Below are 16,033 nucleotides of genomic sequence, written 5' to 3'. Positions count from 1 at the left end.
TGCCCCAAGAAGGAGAATGTCGAAGCTTAGAGACCCTTCTGCTTTGCTATAAGGGCCTTTCCCTGCATTGCATTCCCTTTTTGTATCTCATTTCTTATATTTTGTAGGAAATCTATTGAAAATGAAACCTACTACTCAACAATTGAGCTGGATTATTTTGTCAGCTCTCCTCTTTGCCTGTAAACCTCAGGTACCCGTCGCTTCAAGCGAAGTACTCCCTCCTGATGCGCCGGAAATGCAGATAGAAGGTGCCTCTCTTCAGCTGCTTACAAAAGAGCCTGATATTGTGACTCCTACCGGTTTGCAGATAGATCGTGAAAATCGAATTTGGGTCATTGAAAACCATACCCATGTCCGTCAGGAAGATTATCCAGGTCCTGAAGTGGACCGGATTTTAGTTTTCACTGCTTATATCGATGGGGGAGAAGAGAAAACAATAACAGAATTCGCGACAGATTTTGTGGATGGAATGTCTCTTTCTTTCAGCCCGGAGGGAAAGGTTCTGCTTTCTACCCGTGCTGCGATCATCTCTTTTGAGGATGTGGATGGGGACAGGGTCGCAGATAAAAGAGATACCCTTATTTCTCTGGAAACTACGGAGCGTTTTCCTCATAATGGGATGTCAGGTTTGGTGGTGAGCCCGGATCATAAACTATACTTTCAATGTGGGGAGAATTTTGGGGCCAATTATTTGATACGGGGTACAGATGGAATAAGTCTGAAAGGAAAAGAACGAGAAGGAGGTAGTCTGTATAGATGTAATCTGGATGGCTCGGGATTAGAGAGAATAGGGACAGCCGTCTGGAATTGTTTTGCGATGAGTTTTGACGATTATGGGAATCTATTCGCGGTTGAAAATGATCCCGATTCTCGTCCTCCTTGCCGACTACTTCATATTGTGCGAGGAGGAAACTATGGATTTCAGTTTCAGCATGGGAGAGACGGCCTGAGTCCCCTGACCAGTTGGTTCGGTCAATTGCCGGGAACCCTGCCCATGGTAGCCGGGACGGGAGAAGCGCCAAGCGGATTGATTTACTATAATCAGGACAGATTGGGGAAAGAGGCTAAGGGCTCTCTACTTGTAACAGCCTGGGGGGATAATGAGATTCAATACTTTCCGCTGGAAAAAAACGGAAGCTCTTTTCGCTCTGAAGCAGGATCATTTGTAAAGGGAGAACGCAATTTCTATCCCGTTGGATTAGCGATGGATGACAGAGGAGCAGTAATAGCTAGCGATTGGGCGGATGTATCTTATGCAGTACATGGACAAGGCAGGATCTGGCGAATTACCAATCCACAAAACGAAGAGAAACAAGTGGGTTTATCCAATTCCCCAAACAAAGGCGAACTTATCAACTTACTCAACAGTCCCGATCCGCGCCTGAGACAGGAGTCAGCGGATTTCGTCGTCCAAAAAAAGGCAGACGAATTAGCTTCGTTTTTTTCATCCAAGATATCCCCACCTGCTAAATTGAACCTGATCTGGGCAGCTCATAATGCTGTCATGAGTGAAACCGAATTTTTGTTAGAGGAAGCGTTAAAGTCAGAAGATGAACTCCTGCGTGCAGCGGCAGTTCGAATGATGGTAGACCATAGCTATCAGGAGGATGAATCATTTTACCTCGGCTTGCTGGAGGAGGATCCTTCTGCTTATGTAAAACGAGAAGCTATTTACGGATTGAGTTCTGCTGAGGCATTTGGGAAAGTCATTTCCTTATTCTCCGAAAAAGACCCATTCATCCATACAGCCATCATGGAGACTTTTGGAAAATCAGAACACATAGAATTGCTAAAGAAGTATGCGAAGAATTCTGCTTCAGAGATCAGATTGGGCGCTCTTTTGTGTCTCCGGAAATCAGGAGCAGAATCAGCGAAAGAAGTTTTACCCGCTTTTCTCAAAGATGCTGAGTCGGAAAATCGTCTGATAGCTTTGAAATGGATAGCTGAGGACAAACTCGGAGACTTTCGACAAGAGGTAGAAGAAGCTCTGGGGCAGGAGAAAGATATAAGTTCAACTCTCTTTGATGCCTATGTTGTGTGCTTTCAGTATCTGGATGGAAACTTCAATCAGAAAAGTCATTTCATGGAAGGGGACGAGCACGTAAGTAGAAGCTTTTACAAAAGGCAGAAATTCCTCCTGGCTGCTGCCAAGAATCGCAAGCTAAATTATACCATTCGCAGCAGGGCTTTGTCCGGAGTAAATCCTGATCATCCAAATCTTGGTGTAAAATCATTGCAAGCATTTTCGGTAGAAGGAGATACAGATTTTGCGGTTGAGGCTGTTCGTTCTCTCGCAGCTAAAGTGGAAGATAGAAATGCGCGTTCCTTAATTCAGGGAATAGCAGGAAATAAACAGAAAAAGGAAGAGGTACGACTGGAGGCAATAGGAGGCCTTGCAAGATCGGCAAAAATAGATGAAAAGAGTAAAAAGACTTTGCTCAATATACTGCTTGATAAACGGGAAAGTATAGCTATCAGGAAAGAAGCCTTGCGAAGCATCGAAGCTTTGGGGGATGATCCGGATGCAAAAGTATGGATAGCGGATTATCAAAAGTTTTTACCAAATGAGGAACAACGCTCATCAGCTGACTTTTGGAGGGAGCAAGGGAATAAAGAAGGAAAAGCGACTGCCGGAGAAAGAATATTCTTTAGTAGCCGATACGAATGCAGTTCCTGTCATCGAATAAATGGGCGAGGGGGAATCTTTGGTCCGGACTTATCGAAAGTGGGTAGCAATGCTGATCGAAACCGCATCATAGAAGGTATCCTTGATCCCAGTGATATCGTTACACCGACCTATACCGGATATGCGGTTAGGGATAAAAGTGGAAACGTAACTGTGGGTAGGCTGGATAAAGATTTGGATTCCAAACGAAGCTTGCAAATGATCCTGGTCAATGGGGAACGTGCTGCGGTGGCTTATGATGAAATCGAAGAGCAAAAGATGTTGGAAACTTCTTTGATGCCGGCTAATCAACATCTACGTATGACTGCGAATGAATTTCGGGATTTGGTCCAGTATCTATCCGAGCAAAAATAAGCAGGATAACTTTTGGAGAATTATGGCGTATGTATTTACGACAAGTGTCGTAAATTAATCCTAATGAAAAATCTACTTATCCCGTTTATCCTCATTTTTCTTTTTTCTTGTGGGCAAAAACCCCAAAAGGAAGAAACGTCCTCTTACAACTTTGCTGAACTTCAAAAGGAGTTGGCTGAAATGGCCAAAGTTGATCAGGAAGTTCAAATGAATATTCTCCAGAATATGGATGTAGTACCCGAGGAAATTCTGGCTCATAAACGAGACAGTGTTTTTAAAGCTAATGGAGAGCGATGCAAAGAGATCTTCAGTAGTCTGGGTTTTCCCGGCATCGATAGAGTAGGGGAGAAAGGGGCGAAAAATTTCTGGCTATTGGTTCAGCATTGTGATTATGATCCTGCTTTTCAAAAGAATGTCCTAGAGGCAATGAAGGGAGAAGTAGAGCAAGAAAATGCCAGTTCAGAGGATTATGCTTATTTGTATGATCGGGTACGGGTAAATGCTGGCGAAAAGCAATGGTATGGCACCCAACTTACACATGCGGAAAATATGTGGGCCATTCCCAAGCCCCTTGCAGATAGTCTCTCGGTAAATCCGCGACGTGAGGCCATCGGTCTGGAAAGCATCGAAGCCTACCTCAATGGCTATATGGAGATGCATTTTGAAATGAATCAGGCCTATTATAAATCCATCGGCGCTACGGAAGCCTTTGCCTATGAGTTACTGGAATAGGAGAGGAGAATAGGAAATGCAGAACATGGAACAAGGAATGTAGAAATGAGAAGGAATTAAAATAGGCATATCCTTTTATCTTCTCCATTCCTTGTTTTTTATTCTGCCTTCTTTCCCTAATTCCCTAATTCCCTAATCGATCATTATTATTCCCCGAAGGAAGCCCTCCGATATTAAAAGGAATATTGAATCCCACAAAGCTATAGGGAGCATCCATTCCAAAGTTCCATCCCCAGCCCGCACTTAGGATATCTCGAAAAGCCGTGACCATTACCCCAGCTCCAAACTCAGGGGTGCCATCGGTATTGAAATCGGGAGAGGAAAAGGCAAAACCTAGACCCAGGTTGACGAAATTATTATAGAAATTATTCTTTCGACTGCCCCATTTGAGGATAATACCATAGGTAGGTGCAAATTGGAAGTTGTTTTCCAGATCAATGGCAGGTATCTCATCTCTTGTATAAGGATTGGCAAGGATGATGGAGCCGCTCATACGGATATAGGGGTTGATCCGCTGTATCTTCAGAACTTTCCGATATACTTGTTTGCTTTCAAAATTGGGATCGTTCTCATTGGTACCTCTTTCCAGGCTTGCTTTGATCAATATCTCATCACCGGGGCTTCGCGAACCGATGTAATTTAACTCAATCAAGCCGGAGGCAGGAATCTCTCCCGGCTTATATCTTTTTACCTGATCACTGAACTTCTCATTTTCCAGATAAGCTTTGCGGAAAGGGCGAATGGCATTACGCAGATTTTGCATGAATGACCGGATGTTGGAAATATTGCTTTGGGCAGTATCTACATAGGCTTTGTATTCTCCCCTTACCAGTTCGAGTTCATTCTTTCCCCATTTTTGACCTTGAGGTTGTATCAGATATGCCTGGATGTCTCCGCTAAATTCCTCATAACCTTTGAGGATAACTTTCTCCAATTGGCTAAGGGTAGCGTCTATTCGTTTGTTTTTATCTACATCCGGCGAGAAGAGTTGAAGGATTTCTTCATATTGAGAGAAAAGGGTCGCATATACAGATTCTACCAGGTTTAATCCCAAAGAATTATCCATAAGGACATCTGCTGCGGGGAGGGTATTAGGGGAAGAGCGAAGCAGGAGCAAATTTGCTTTATAGGTAGAATTCAGATTTCTGAATTTCTCCCGAAAGCCAAACATCTGTTTTTTGTAAGCGGATATAGCCCCTTTCATTTGATTGATACTTTGGTCTATACCAGCACCCAACTGATTGTTGAGTTTTGCATTCTCTCTCAGTTCTACCTGTTCTTTATCGCTAATAGGCTTTCCAAAGCGAGCAATTTCCTGGTAGGATTCTTTATCATAATCGTCAAAGTTCTCGACATGGATAGGTCGGCCTCCATCTCTGTCTCTGAGGAAGGCCCCTAGTCGAAAGTAAACCTGGAAGGTGCTATCTCCTTCTGATAATCCGAGACTGGCTAGAATTTCCTGGCGGAGTTCATCGGCTTTTTGATTGAGAAAAAATAGCATAAACTGGACGTAGTTTCCATCAAAGGCGTTTGAAGCTGCATCGGTTTCAGGCTCTAAGAGTTCCAGATAAAGAGCGGTGTCGGCTGCTATGGCTGTCAATAGGTCTAGTCCCAGTTGATTGAGCCCTTGAAAATAAGCCAATTGTGCATCCGGGTCATTCTGTGCCTCTTTATATCCGGTATTGATATAATTATTGATGGCCACTTCTGCTTTCAACATGCGATTCAATTCCTGAAGGCGGAGGAGTCGACTATCATTACTGGCAAGCCCCTGAAAATTCAGGATTGCTGTTTCGATCAGATCCAGTTGTAGCTGAAGGTCAATGCTCGAATTTATGTCGATGATGCCAGAAGATGTTTCGTCTATTTTGATAGCCTTTTTCCCCGAACTACTTAATTCGGTAAGCCTTATAAGTCCGTTTTGTGCTTGAGAAAGAAATAAGCCCAGACAGCATAGGAATAAGAGAAAGCAGGATAATTTTTTCATAATTCGATTAGCTTTGAATGACTTTGGCTGCTTCTGCAAAGGCTTTAAACATTTCCACCTTAGACATTTTCTTCAAGATGCTGGAAGGATTCTTTTCTATGGTATAAACGACCTCTTCTCCATTCTTTCTAAAACTCAAGGCGAGTATTTTATCATAATCCAGGTTTGTGAAGGCGGAAAGCTGGTTTGTCAGGTAAGGCTTCACAGCCTCTAGAAGCGCAGCATCCTTGATCCAAAGAACAGCCTGAGAATCGGGGCCATCCAGGCATAGTTTATTAGCAGAAGTGAGGTGCAGGGAACTTCTGTTAAATTCCCCCAGGATAATCAATGAGATATGTCCTGCCAGGAAATTTCTTAATTCAGTTTTAGCGGATTCTGCTGCACTCAGTTTAAATACGCGAGTTTTTGTTGGATCGTGTAGTCCTAGCTGATTACTCATGGCGAGAGATTTTTTCGTTTATGTGGGTCTTCATTTATGAAGATAAGCTTTAATTAATATTAAGCGTTTTATTTTTATACATAGTACATAAAATCGGAGAAAAAATACTCAGGAAAACCCTTAGGTTAACATTCCTATCCAAACGTCCCTTTACCCAATTTTCCATTATTTCTACCGTTTTCTCTGGAAAAGCGTCCAGATAATCGTTTCTTGCAAACACTGAGTCTTCCCGACATTTCAATCATTAAACCTGAATAAAGCATGTTCCGTCACATTACAGTTCTGTTTTTACTCATTTTTGTTACTCTGGGCCTTTCTGCTCAGGAGGTAAGCGAACATATAGAGTACCTCTCTTCCAATCTCGGCAAAATACAAACCAAAAAATCTGAATTTGGTCAGAGTTTTGGTATGCAGGATGGGGTAGATGAAGCCTGCATGGTTTGGTACCAGAAAACTCCTTTTGGAAAAGGCGACGAAGAGCGTTTTGCCTTCAATGCTGCAGACCTGAATGAAAATCGTATCCAGTTCAACACACGAAAAGACCTGGTGATCCTTACTGCAGCAGCAAAAGGGAAAAAGGATTTGATTCGGACCTACGAGAATGGAGAGGTTACAGGATATACAGATGAAGTTGAGATGTATGCTTCTTCTGTCGAGGATGCCCGTAAGCTGGTAGAGGAATTGAAAAGTCTGGCTGCTTCTTGTGGGGAAAGAATGGACACAAATGCAGGCCTGGGAGAAGATCCGGAAAAGGATCAGGTCCTAAGTTATTTGGAAGAAAATATAGGAGAAATTCAGATCAATGATGATCGCTATGAGCAGAAATTCGCCTATGATGGAGATAATAGTTCTCTGATCACCTATACCCTCAGTGATATTGCAGATGATAAAGTCATGGTGTATAAAATAAATGCCATGGATTTCAATGTCGCCCGTATAGACTTTGATACGGATAAGAAGCTAGTGGTGATTGATACAGAGATTAAAGGAAAGAGAAATCTTGTGCAGGTAGAAGAAAATGGAGAGTTGAAAAACTATGCCAGTAAAATGCGATTCCTGGCTCCTGATATTGAGAGTGCAAGAAACTTGGCTTTGGTACTCAAAGATTTGGCACGAATCAGTGAAGATGAGCAAGGCAATATGGCAACCTTGAGGTCAGATACCAGTCCTGAAGCGGCTTTAGAGTTTTTAAGTGAAAAGGTCGAAAAAGTCATCATCAATGAAGATGGCTATGATCAATCCTTTAGTCAGGATGCTGATCTTCCTTATATCGTGAACTATGAATTACAGGAAGAAGGTTCAGAGGATGTTCTGAACTTCCAAATGAACCTATCAGATATGGATCCTTCTTCCGTTGATTTTGATGTAAAGAGAAATGCTGTTTTTGTTACAGCTAAAACCTCTGGCAATGATCGGCTCATTCGTGAGGAAAAGAATAATGCACTTAGCGGCTTCAAAAATACCCTATCGATTAGAGTAAGTGATATAGAATCGGCCCGTGCCCTTCAGGCCAATTTATATCAGGCCGTAAAGCACTACCGGGAAAATCGCACCAATAATTTCGAACTAAACTATCCCGATGCTGAAGTCGGAGATGCCATAGCTTATTGTAAAGAACATATCAAAAAGATTGCCATCGATGATAAGAGTTTCGGACAGACCTATGAAGTCGGAGAGGAAGGAGAATGTCTGGCTGAAATAGAGGTAGAAAATATTGATAAAGGGGAGACCACAGGCTATCTGTTTAACTGGCAGGACATCAATCCCAGCAAGATCAGTTTTAGTACCAAAGGTAAGGAGGTCTATGTTAGCGGGGAAACCAAAGGGAAGAAAGAGTTGATCGAAGTTGCAGAGGATGGAGAAGTAGATGATTATGAGAGAAGCTTCAAAATTCTTTGTTCAGATATTGAATCTGCCAGAGCTATGGTGGCAGCGATGAAGTTGCTGGCTAAAGGATGTGCAAAGTAATAAGAAAAAAGGGCCGAAATCTTCGGCCCTTTTTTCATTTAAAAGAGATCTATATTCGGCCATTCCTTGATTTCGGAAATACCCTTCTCGATGGCATTATTCATTCTATTGATAGGATCTTTGTCTGGCTCGTCGTATCGATTTACGAGAAAAACATAGTAGACCCCATTGCTCATCATTTTCAGATTGGCTCTGGTGCCAGACATTCTCCCGCCATGCTGAACATTTCCATCACTCAAATTCCAGCCTTTACCAAAAATACCTCCATAAGAAGAGCTTTGCATGGCTGTAGTACTGCTTCTGGATAGGATATCTTTTTTCCCCGCCTGACCATCAACCCGCACCGCAAATCGAGCCAGATCCACCGTACTTGCTATCCAACCTCCATGACTATCCATCCGACGAGGTCTTAGACTATAAGGATCGCCATCTGCATCATAATAGACGACCTCTTTGTAAGCCCTCTTTTCTTTGGAATTGGAAGCAATCTGCATATCCGTGATCCCGCAAGGCTTGAGGATCTTGTTTTTTACATACTTTTCATAGCCCATACCGGATTTCTTTTCGATGATTCTCCCCAATACACAATAGGCAAAGTTGGAATAGGCTGTAACGGTATTGACCTGATGGCTGGGATTTCGTGTGTCCAGTACCCATCCGATCAATTCTTTTTTATTCTTATCAAACTCCTGAAACATGGGAGCTCCCCAGCTATCCTCCGGCCCATCGCTGGGATTGGGATCCAGATTATTATCCCAACTATTTGCTCCGGCTCTATGCTCAAGCAAGTTCTGTACATTGATCTCCTTTTCCCTTTTGCCATAAGCCTCACTGCCATAGGTATTGCCCAATACTGCCCCTCGGCCAAAAACCTTACTTTGTAAAGTCAAATTTGTATCCTCCGTCAATTTCAAGATGGCTGCTGCCGTAATAGGTTTGCTAATACTGGCTATGCGGTACAAGCTGCTGGCAGATGCGATCTCTTTCTTTTCCCGGTTTCCATATCCATAACCCTTGGCATAGACCAGCCTGCCGTCTTTCACAATGGCGATTGAAGCTCCGGGAATGTTGAAATCATCCATAACTTTGCAAACCTTCTTATCCAGCTGACGAGTATCCGCCAGTTTCCATCCACTGACATTTTTGTAGATGGCCGTGAATTGAGAACGACCATTTTTTTGATGGGCCCTGATAGATACGGGTGCATAGCCCTGAAAGTAGTGATTGTCTGTTTGCAGGCTCAGATTTTTGATATTGAGCAAATGCCTGGCAGCATATAAGCCTTTGACCTTGTCGTGGATGCTGAGATAAAAGACTTTTCCTCCCACACTGTAGCTTTCCGCATAAATGAGCTTGGCACCTTCTTTTGCCATATTATTTACATGTAATTGGTATTTATTTTCTGGAATTTTGTGTCGGATGCTTTGAGCTTTAGCATTGCCCTTCCCCCAAATTGCGGAATAGACAGGCTTTCCATTAAGGCTAAAGACACTGGCTTGAAGCATACGAAATCCCGCCTTTTGTTGCTTTCTCAATTCGATGAAAAAATCCTCTTCACTCATGCCGTGGAAAGTGGGCCTGGGACCAGGCTTGTTTTTGAATCTCTTCCATATAGCTGCGTAAGCTGCCTTTCCGTTGGCATTGTAACCATCGATGTGAATGAGTCGAAAGCCTGCTTCTTTTTTCTTCTTGAACTCGCTTGAATATTCAGCTCCACTCATGCCATGTCTGGCTGTAAAGTCAGAGACTTTCCCTTTCTTCCATATCGCCGTAAATTTGATTTTCCCTTTGACAGCATAGCCATCTATTCCAGCAAGTCGGAATCCTGAGTTTTTGTAGGCTTCGTATTTCTGTTGATATCTTTCCCCATCCATATCAGCCAGTACTGCCCATGTTTTTAGCTTTTTTGGAGCCTGGGCGAAGCTAATTCCTCCAAAAAGCAAAAAAAACATAAAGAACGAGAAGCACTTGTGAATTCTTCTTCTGTGTTTGTTGTGATGATTTCCCATTTGATTATTATTGATAGTCTTGAATTATTTGAACTACCCTTTTTGTCGAAGAAGAGGGAGGAGCAATCAACAGCTAAGGCAATATATTTTTTCCTTATATGAATACTTTTTGATATATGAGAATCCTATTTCATTTGCCGCTATGGCCTTGTTATTTTAAAGAAAAAGACCGCATGAGAAGCTTTGTTTTTTTACTGATACTCCAGGGAACTTTTCTCTTAAATGCTCAGGACAGAATTGCCTATTTAAGTAATCAGGGAGGGAACTTTGATATTTATATTATGGAAGAAGGGGAAGCGATGGCTCACCGGCTTACCGATAATCCGGGCTGGGACTGGAACCCCAAGTGGATTCCGGGCTTAAAATCTATCCTCTACTATTCAAATGATACCGCCCGGAATTTCAGTATTCGGATGATGACAATTAAAGGGAAAGCCCTCCCATATCAGCCGCAGGATTTGAAAGAATATGTTCTTTCTCCTGATGGTCAAAAAGTACTTTATACCCATGCGCAGGGAGACTTCCGCTATATCTCAATTTTTAGAATCATTGATGGAAGTAGCGAAGTTTTAATTCAGACTCCTTCCTATAATGGCCGCCCTATGTGGTCGCCGGATTCCCAAACATTCAGCTTCCTTTCTGATAGATCGGGCAATACGGAACTTTATGTATACAAACTGGAAAGTGGAGAAAGCATACGTTTGACGGAGAGCGAGAAAAGAGAGAAGTATACCTCCTGGCATCCGGATGGGAAACGCATTTTTTATACCTATCATTATTCGGATGAAAAGGATAAAGAGCACAATGATATTTTTTCAGTTGATATTGAAAGCGGTGCCATACGTCAGATCACCGATGATCTCACATTTTATCAGGAAATAGCCGTTTCCCCCAAAGGAGATAAAATTGCTTTTCATGGCAAGAGAGAGGGGAAGGATCATATTTTCATCATGGATATTGATGGAAAGAATGAACGACAACTAAGCCAGGTAGATGCTTATCATGGAGAACCCGAATGGATTCCGGGGAGGTACTGATTCAATATGCTTACGGATTTGCTTATTTGATCTTGGTTCTGAATTTTGGTTGTGCCTTACTAATTTAACTAGCTATATATAGGTTGATATGAATAAACGCAAACTGGGAAATGAAGGACTCGAAGTATCTGCTTTAGGATTGGGCTGTATGGGCATGAGCTTTGCCTATGGTCCAGCCAAGGATAAAGAAGAAATGATCCAACTCATGCATGCAGCTGTGGATCGGGGATTAAATTTTTTTGATACTGCAGAAGTTTATGGTCCCTTTACAAATGAGGAATTGCTGGGGCTAGGCCTGGCAAAATTTACAGATGAAGTTGTGGTTGCGACTAAATTTGGCTTTGAGATCAATCCTTCCACTGGCAAGATCGAAGGAGTAAATAGTCGTCCGGAACATATTCGCAAAGTAGCAGAAGCTTCTCTAAAGCGTTTGAAACGAGAAACGATAGATGTCTTCTACCAACACAGAGTTGATCCCAATGTACCTATAGAAGAAGTGGCAGGAACGGTGAAAGACCTGATTCAGGAAGGGAAGGTGCGATATTTTGGTATGTCTGAAGCGGGAGTTGAAACCATCCGGAGGGCTCATGCAGAACAAGCGGTTTCCGTATTGCAAAATGAATTCTCTATCTGGATGCGGGACCATGAAAAGGAAGTAATTCCTGCATTGGAAGAAATGGGTATCGGCTTGGTAGGATATAGTCCGTTAGGGAGAGGATATTTGACGGGGAAAATGTCGGTAGAACGGACTTTTGAAAAGACAGATTTCCGAAGTGGTCTGCCCCGCTTTAGTCCCGAAGCCCTCAAAGCCAATCATAGACTTGTGCAAGTACTGGAAGAGTTGGGGAAAGCCCGAGAAGCAAGTGCTGCACAGATTGCTTTGGCCTGGGCATTGGCTAAAAAGCCCTGGATTGTGCCGATTCCCGGTACGACCAAATTGCATCGTCTGGAGGAAAATATAGCCGCCGCGAGTTTAACTCTCAGTGCAGAAGATATGCAGGAGATTGAGGAGGCAGCATCAAAAATCGAAGTCTTCGGCAATCGCTATCCGGATAGTCTGGAGCAGATGACAGGATTGTAAAATTATGACCCTCGAAATCCAGGCATCGAGTTTTCTCTTCTTACTTGGAGGCATCCAGGTATGGTTTATCATTCTATATCTCTTTCTCCGAAAAAATAAGAGTCCCCGGATTTCTCTCTATTTATCCCTCATCATATTGGGACTATTTTGTACCCTCTATGATTATTTTATCCTGCGAAACCAACTCCAGGAGGCAGTAGGCTATTTTCTCTTGCTGAGCTATATGTTTCAGTTGGTATATGCCCCGGCAAGCTTTCTCCTGATTCGGGCTATCGTCTTTCCCCAACAAGACTTTCGGCAAAAAGATCTCCTTCATTTTCTGCCGGCACTCATCCATATAGGCGTCGGATTATTTAGCTATCACTTTCAAGCTCTATCTTATAAAGAAGCCTATATCGATCAACTGATACAGCAATCCGGCCCGGGTCAATGGGGGGCAAATCCCCTCTATTTGATATTCAATGCCATCTTTATTATCCAGGTCTTACTCTACCTCTATTATGCATTTCAGTTGAGTAAGAATTATGGGAGCTCATCTACTGTGCAAAATCCCCTCAGTCCCACGAAACTAAAACGCTTTTATTACTCCCTGGCAGGAATCATTATTCTCCTCTTACTAGTAAATTTGAACCTTCGCTATCTCGTCTTTTCACTTAGCGGCATAGATATCGGTCTATGGATACTGGTGTTGATTTCTTTATACCTTTTTTACCTCGCCTATTTCGTAGTCTTGAATCCGGAGGTATTTGAAAAGGCAGTTCTCAAGTATAGTTCTTCTCGTTTACCCAATCAGAAGAAAGAAGAGGCTCTGCATATCCTGAAAAACTATATGGAGGAGGAAAAACCTTTTTTACAGGATAAATTAAGTATCAAGGAACTGGCAAATTCTTTGGAGATGCCTGCTCGACAATTATCCCAATTGATCAATGAAGCTTTTGGACAGAACTTCTATGAGTTTATCAATAGCTATCGCATCCGGGAAGCCGAGCGATTATTTAAAGAAGGTCTGGGCGAAAAACTCTCTGTGACAGGAATTGCCTATGAAGTAGGCTTTTCCTCCAAGTCTTCCTTTTACACAGCCTTCAAAAAAATGACAGGGAGCACTCCCGCAGCCTACCGAAAAATGCTCGAATCTCAGGGAAAGTAGTCTGAATACCTGAATTCGGACGCTTCGAAGCTTTCCTAAGGGCCATATTTGCCTAAAAGTAATACCTATGCAAAAAAGCATTTATCTATCCATTTTATGGATTCTTTTTCCCTTTTGTTTATCTGCTCAGGAAGCATTAGCAGGGAAATGGTATGGGAAACTCCAATCAGCCATGGGAGAAATCGTTGTGGAACTCGAGCTTGAAGCCAAACCTTTCGCCGGCAAGCTTTCTACTTCCTCCGGAATAGCAGGAATGAAACTTGAGGATTTGAAATCTGAGGAAGGGCAATTCTCATTTCGTTTACCTGCTTTTGCTGCTACTTATGAAGGTCGAGCGAATAAAGATGAAATCCGGGGCCATTGGCAACAAGGTCCTCAAAGAGTAGAACTGATTTTCGGGCGAAAGGAACAGACAACAAAAGCTCGGCCTCAGACACCCAAACAAGAGCAGGGCTATACATCAGAAGAGCTTCGATTTAAGTCTCTTGAGGATAATATTCAAATGGCCGGGACGCTGACTTTGCCAGAAGGGGAAGGTCCTTTCCCTGCAGCTATTCTACTTACGGTGGCAGGAGCCAATGATCGGGATCAAAGTCATAGCATGGGCCACAAACCTTTTTTAGTGCTGGCGGATCATTTGAGCAAATCAGGGATAGCAGTGCTTCGATACGATGATCGTGGGGTAGGGGAGTCTGAGGGGAATTTATTGGAAAGTGATTTTACAGATTTTACAGAAGATGCCCTGGCTGCTTTTGCTTATCTGGCTCAGCGCAAGGAGATAGATCCCACAAAGATTGGTTATATCGGGAATAGCGAGGGGACGGTAATTGCCAGTATGGCTGCCATAGAAGAGGAAAGAGTCGCCTTTACGATTCAGCTAGGGGCTGTAGGGGTTCCTTTGAGAGATTTGTCGAAAGATCGTCTGAACAGAATGCAGGAGATGTACCAGCTGAGTGAAAAGCAGAAAGCGGAGATACTGGCATATTACAAGGCATTGGATGAGATCGTGAATAGCGAAATGGCTGAAAAAGATAAAGCGGAGGCCATCGGAAATATTCCGGCAGAAAATACCTTTGATAAAGCGGGTTTTCCTCATCAACTATTCTTTCTACCGAAAGAAAAAGCGGAAAGAAGCAAGCTCTACCTCAGTCCCTGGTATAAGGCTCAGGCCAGCTTTCATCCGAAAAATATATTGCCCTACCTGAAATGCCCCACGCTGATCATCAATGGGAGTCTGGATCTCTTTCAACATCCCGAGCTGAATTTCCCTTCTATGAAAGTCTATTTTGAACAAGCGGAAAATCAGGATGCGAGTTTTTGGATTCCAGAGGGGGTAAATCATGTGATGCAGGAAGCGAAGACGGGCTTGCCTACAGAATATCCTATGCTTGAGAGCAGCTTTAGTCCAAAGGTGATGGAGAATATCAGGCATTGGATACAGGAGCGATTCTAGCTAATTTCGAGTATGAATGAAATCCAGGCAGATGTCCTCATCATTGGGGGAGGATTGACAGGTTTAACGCTAGCCTATTTCCTAAAAGAGCAAAAGCTCGATGTCAAAATCCTTGAGGCCCGAGAGAGGTTAGGGGGGAGAATATTTACGGCCTATGTTGATGAAGGGGCACCGATAGAAATGGGGGCGACCTGGCTCGGCAAGCAGCATACTTTTTTGCTTGAGCTATTGGAAGAGTTGGGCCTGGGCATATTTGAACAGGTACTGGGAGAACGGGCGATTTACGAACCGATTTCTACCAGTCCTCCTCAGCTTGTTAAGCTCCCTCCTAATAATGAACCCAGTTATCGAATCAAAGGGGGATCATCTATCCTGATTGACACTTTGGCCTCCAAACTTTCCCCTGGCCAAATCTATAGAGAACAAATTGTGGAACGGATAGAAGAGGAGGCAGGAGGATTGAAGGTCCAATGCAAAGGTCAAAGCTTCTTTAGTAAATATGTAGTTTCTACCTTACCTCCCCGACTTTTTTCCTCCCGAATTCAATGTCTGCCTGCGTTGCCAGAATCTTTTGCTAGCATTGCGGATGAAACCCATACCTGGATGGGAGAATCGATAAAAGTGGGACTTCGATTTGATAAAGCCTTCTGGGACAATGGGAAGTCCAGCGCGACTATTTTCAGCAGTGTAGGGCCGATACCCGAAATGTATGATCACAGCGATGTAGAAGGAACGCATCATGCTTTGAAAGGTTTCTTCAATGGTTCTTATTATTCGGTCTCAAAAACTGACCGACTCGAAATGGTCTTGGGACAATTGCGTAAATATTATGGGAATAAGGTAAAAGACTTTAGCTCCTATGAAGAGCTTGTTTGGCTGCAAGAGCCCTTTACCTATGCTCCATATAGCAGCCATGTCTTACCCCACCAACACAATGGACATGCTGTATTTCAAGCGCCTTATATGCAAGGGAAATTATGGATAGCCGGAACAGAAACCGCTGCTGCATACCCTGGTTATATGGAAGGGGCGATTAGATCAGCTGCTTCGGTAGCTACACAAATGGAAAGGGCTTTCAAGAGAGAATAAATATTCTGTACAAATACGGTATTCATCCACATTCAGGAAAATCAGAAACTA

Annotated in this window: 11 protein-coding genes; 8 read left to right on the top strand and 3 right to left on the bottom strand. The window is 43.0% G+C overall.

All coding sequences use genetic code 11. The annotated features are described in order from the left end of the window. Positions 1-121: 121 nt before the first annotated feature. Together R8P61_33245 and R8P61_33240 are read left to right on the top strand one after the other, a co-directional pair. Positions 122-3,040, top strand: coding sequence for a c-type cytochrome (locus R8P61_33245; protein ID MDW3651988.1), 2,919 nt, complete (start codon positions 122-124; stop codon positions 3,038-3,040). A 63-nt stretch (positions 3,041-3,103) separates the two neighbouring features. Further along, a complete protein-coding gene (locus R8P61_33240; GenBank protein MDW3651987.1) occupies positions 3,104-3,772 on the top strand; it encodes a DUF6624 domain-containing protein in 669 nt (222 codons plus the stop codon). Positions 3,773-3,896: 124 nt separating this feature from the next. Here R8P61_33240 and R8P61_33235 read toward each other — a convergent pair whose 3' ends face one another. Both R8P61_33235 and R8P61_33230 read right to left on the bottom strand, forming a co-directional pair. Further along, positions 3,897-5,759, bottom strand: a complete 1,863-nt coding sequence (locus R8P61_33235) for a hypothetical protein (GenBank protein ID MDW3651986.1) — start codon at positions 5,757-5,759, stop codon at positions 3,897-3,899. 7 nt (positions 5,760-5,766) lie between these two features. Continuing rightward, positions 5,767-6,198, bottom strand: a complete 432-nt coding sequence (locus R8P61_33230; GenBank protein ID MDW3651985.1) for a hypothetical protein — start codon at positions 6,196-6,198, stop codon at positions 5,767-5,769. Between the two features lie 261 nt (positions 6,199-6,459). Here R8P61_33230 and R8P61_33225 point away from each other — a divergent pair, with 261 nt between their 5' ends. Further along, positions 6,460-8,166, top strand: a complete 1,707-nt coding sequence (locus tag R8P61_33225; protein MDW3651984.1) for a hypothetical protein — start codon at positions 6,460-6,462, stop codon at positions 8,164-8,166. A gap of 38 nt (positions 8,167-8,204) precedes the next feature. On the opposite strand, the gene R8P61_33220 is transcribed toward R8P61_33225, so the two are convergent. Then, positions 8,205-10,118 (bottom strand): serine hydrolase, encoded by a 1,914-nt coding sequence (locus R8P61_33220; protein ID MDW3651983.1) that lies wholly within the window; start codon positions 10,116-10,118, stop codon positions 8,205-8,207. 230 nt (positions 10,119-10,348) lie between these two features. On the opposite strand from R8P61_33220, the gene R8P61_33215 reads away from it, so the two are divergent. From R8P61_33215 to R8P61_33195, 5 genes are all read left to right on the top strand, one after another. Further along, a complete protein-coding gene (locus R8P61_33215) occupies positions 10,349-11,212 on the top strand; it encodes a hypothetical protein (protein MDW3651982.1) in 864 nt (287 codons plus the stop codon). Between the two features lie 88 nt (positions 11,213-11,300). Then, on the top strand, positions 11,301-12,293 hold the full coding sequence (locus tag R8P61_33210; GenBank protein MDW3651981.1) for an aldo/keto reductase: 993 nt from the start codon (positions 11,301-11,303) through the stop codon (positions 12,291-12,293). Between the two features lie 4 nt (positions 12,294-12,297). After that, positions 12,298-13,440, top strand: a complete 1,143-nt coding sequence (locus tag R8P61_33205; protein MDW3651980.1) for a helix-turn-helix domain-containing protein — start codon at positions 12,298-12,300, stop codon at positions 13,438-13,440. Positions 13,441-13,507: 67 nt separating this feature from the next. After that, a complete protein-coding gene (locus tag R8P61_33200; protein ID MDW3651979.1) occupies positions 13,508-14,893 on the top strand; it encodes an alpha/beta hydrolase in 1,386 nt (461 codons plus the stop codon). A gap of 12 nt (positions 14,894-14,905) precedes the next feature. Continuing rightward, a complete protein-coding gene (locus R8P61_33195) occupies positions 14,906-15,982 on the top strand; it encodes an NAD(P)/FAD-dependent oxidoreductase (GenBank protein ID MDW3651978.1) in 1,077 nt (358 codons plus the stop codon). Positions 15,983-16,033 lie beyond the last annotated feature (51 nt).

The sequence above is a fragment of the Bacteroidia bacterium genome (assembly GCA_033391075.1).
In the GTDB taxonomy this organism is placed as follows: domain Bacteria; phylum Bacteroidota; class Bacteroidia; order J057; family J057; genus JAWPMV01.
Note: the sequence above shows the minus strand (reverse complement) of the source record. Positions and strands in the feature narration are given on the sequence as shown.

Bases quoted from the DNA above. Each gene is read 5' to 3' on its own strand.
- R8P61_33245 (MDW3651988.1), top strand. From the start codon at position 122: ATGAAACCTACTACTCAACAATTGAGCTGGATTATTTTGTCAGCTCTC.
- R8P61_33240 (MDW3651987.1), top strand. From the start codon at position 3,104: ATGAAAAATCTACTTATCCCGTTTATCCTCATTTTTCTTTTTTCTTGT.
- R8P61_33235 (MDW3651986.1), bottom strand. From the start codon at position 5,759: ATGAAAAAATTATCCTGCTTTCTCTTATTCCTATGCTGTCTGGGCTTA.
- R8P61_33230 (MDW3651985.1), bottom strand. From the start codon at position 6,198: ATGAGTAATCAGCTAGGACTACACGATCCAACAAAAACTCGCGTATTT.
- R8P61_33225 (MDW3651984.1), top strand. From the start codon at position 6,460: ATGTTCCGTCACATTACAGTTCTGTTTTTACTCATTTTTGTTACTCTG.
- R8P61_33220 (MDW3651983.1), bottom strand. From the start codon at position 10,118: ATGTTTTTTTTGCTTTTTGGAGGAATTAGCTTCGCCCAGGCTCCAAAA.
- R8P61_33215 (MDW3651982.1), top strand. From the start codon at position 10,349: ATGAGAAGCTTTGTTTTTTTACTGATACTCCAGGGAACTTTTCTCTTA.
- R8P61_33210 (MDW3651981.1), top strand. From the start codon at position 11,301: ATGAATAAACGCAAACTGGGAAATGAAGGACTCGAAGTATCTGCTTTA.
- R8P61_33205 (MDW3651980.1), top strand. From the start codon at position 12,298: ATGACCCTCGAAATCCAGGCATCGAGTTTTCTCTTCTTACTTGGAGGC.
- R8P61_33200 (MDW3651979.1), top strand. From the start codon at position 13,508: ATGCAAAAAAGCATTTATCTATCCATTTTATGGATTCTTTTTCCCTTT.
- R8P61_33195 (MDW3651978.1), top strand. From the start codon at position 14,906: ATGAATGAAATCCAGGCAGATGTCCTCATCATTGGGGGAGGATTGACA.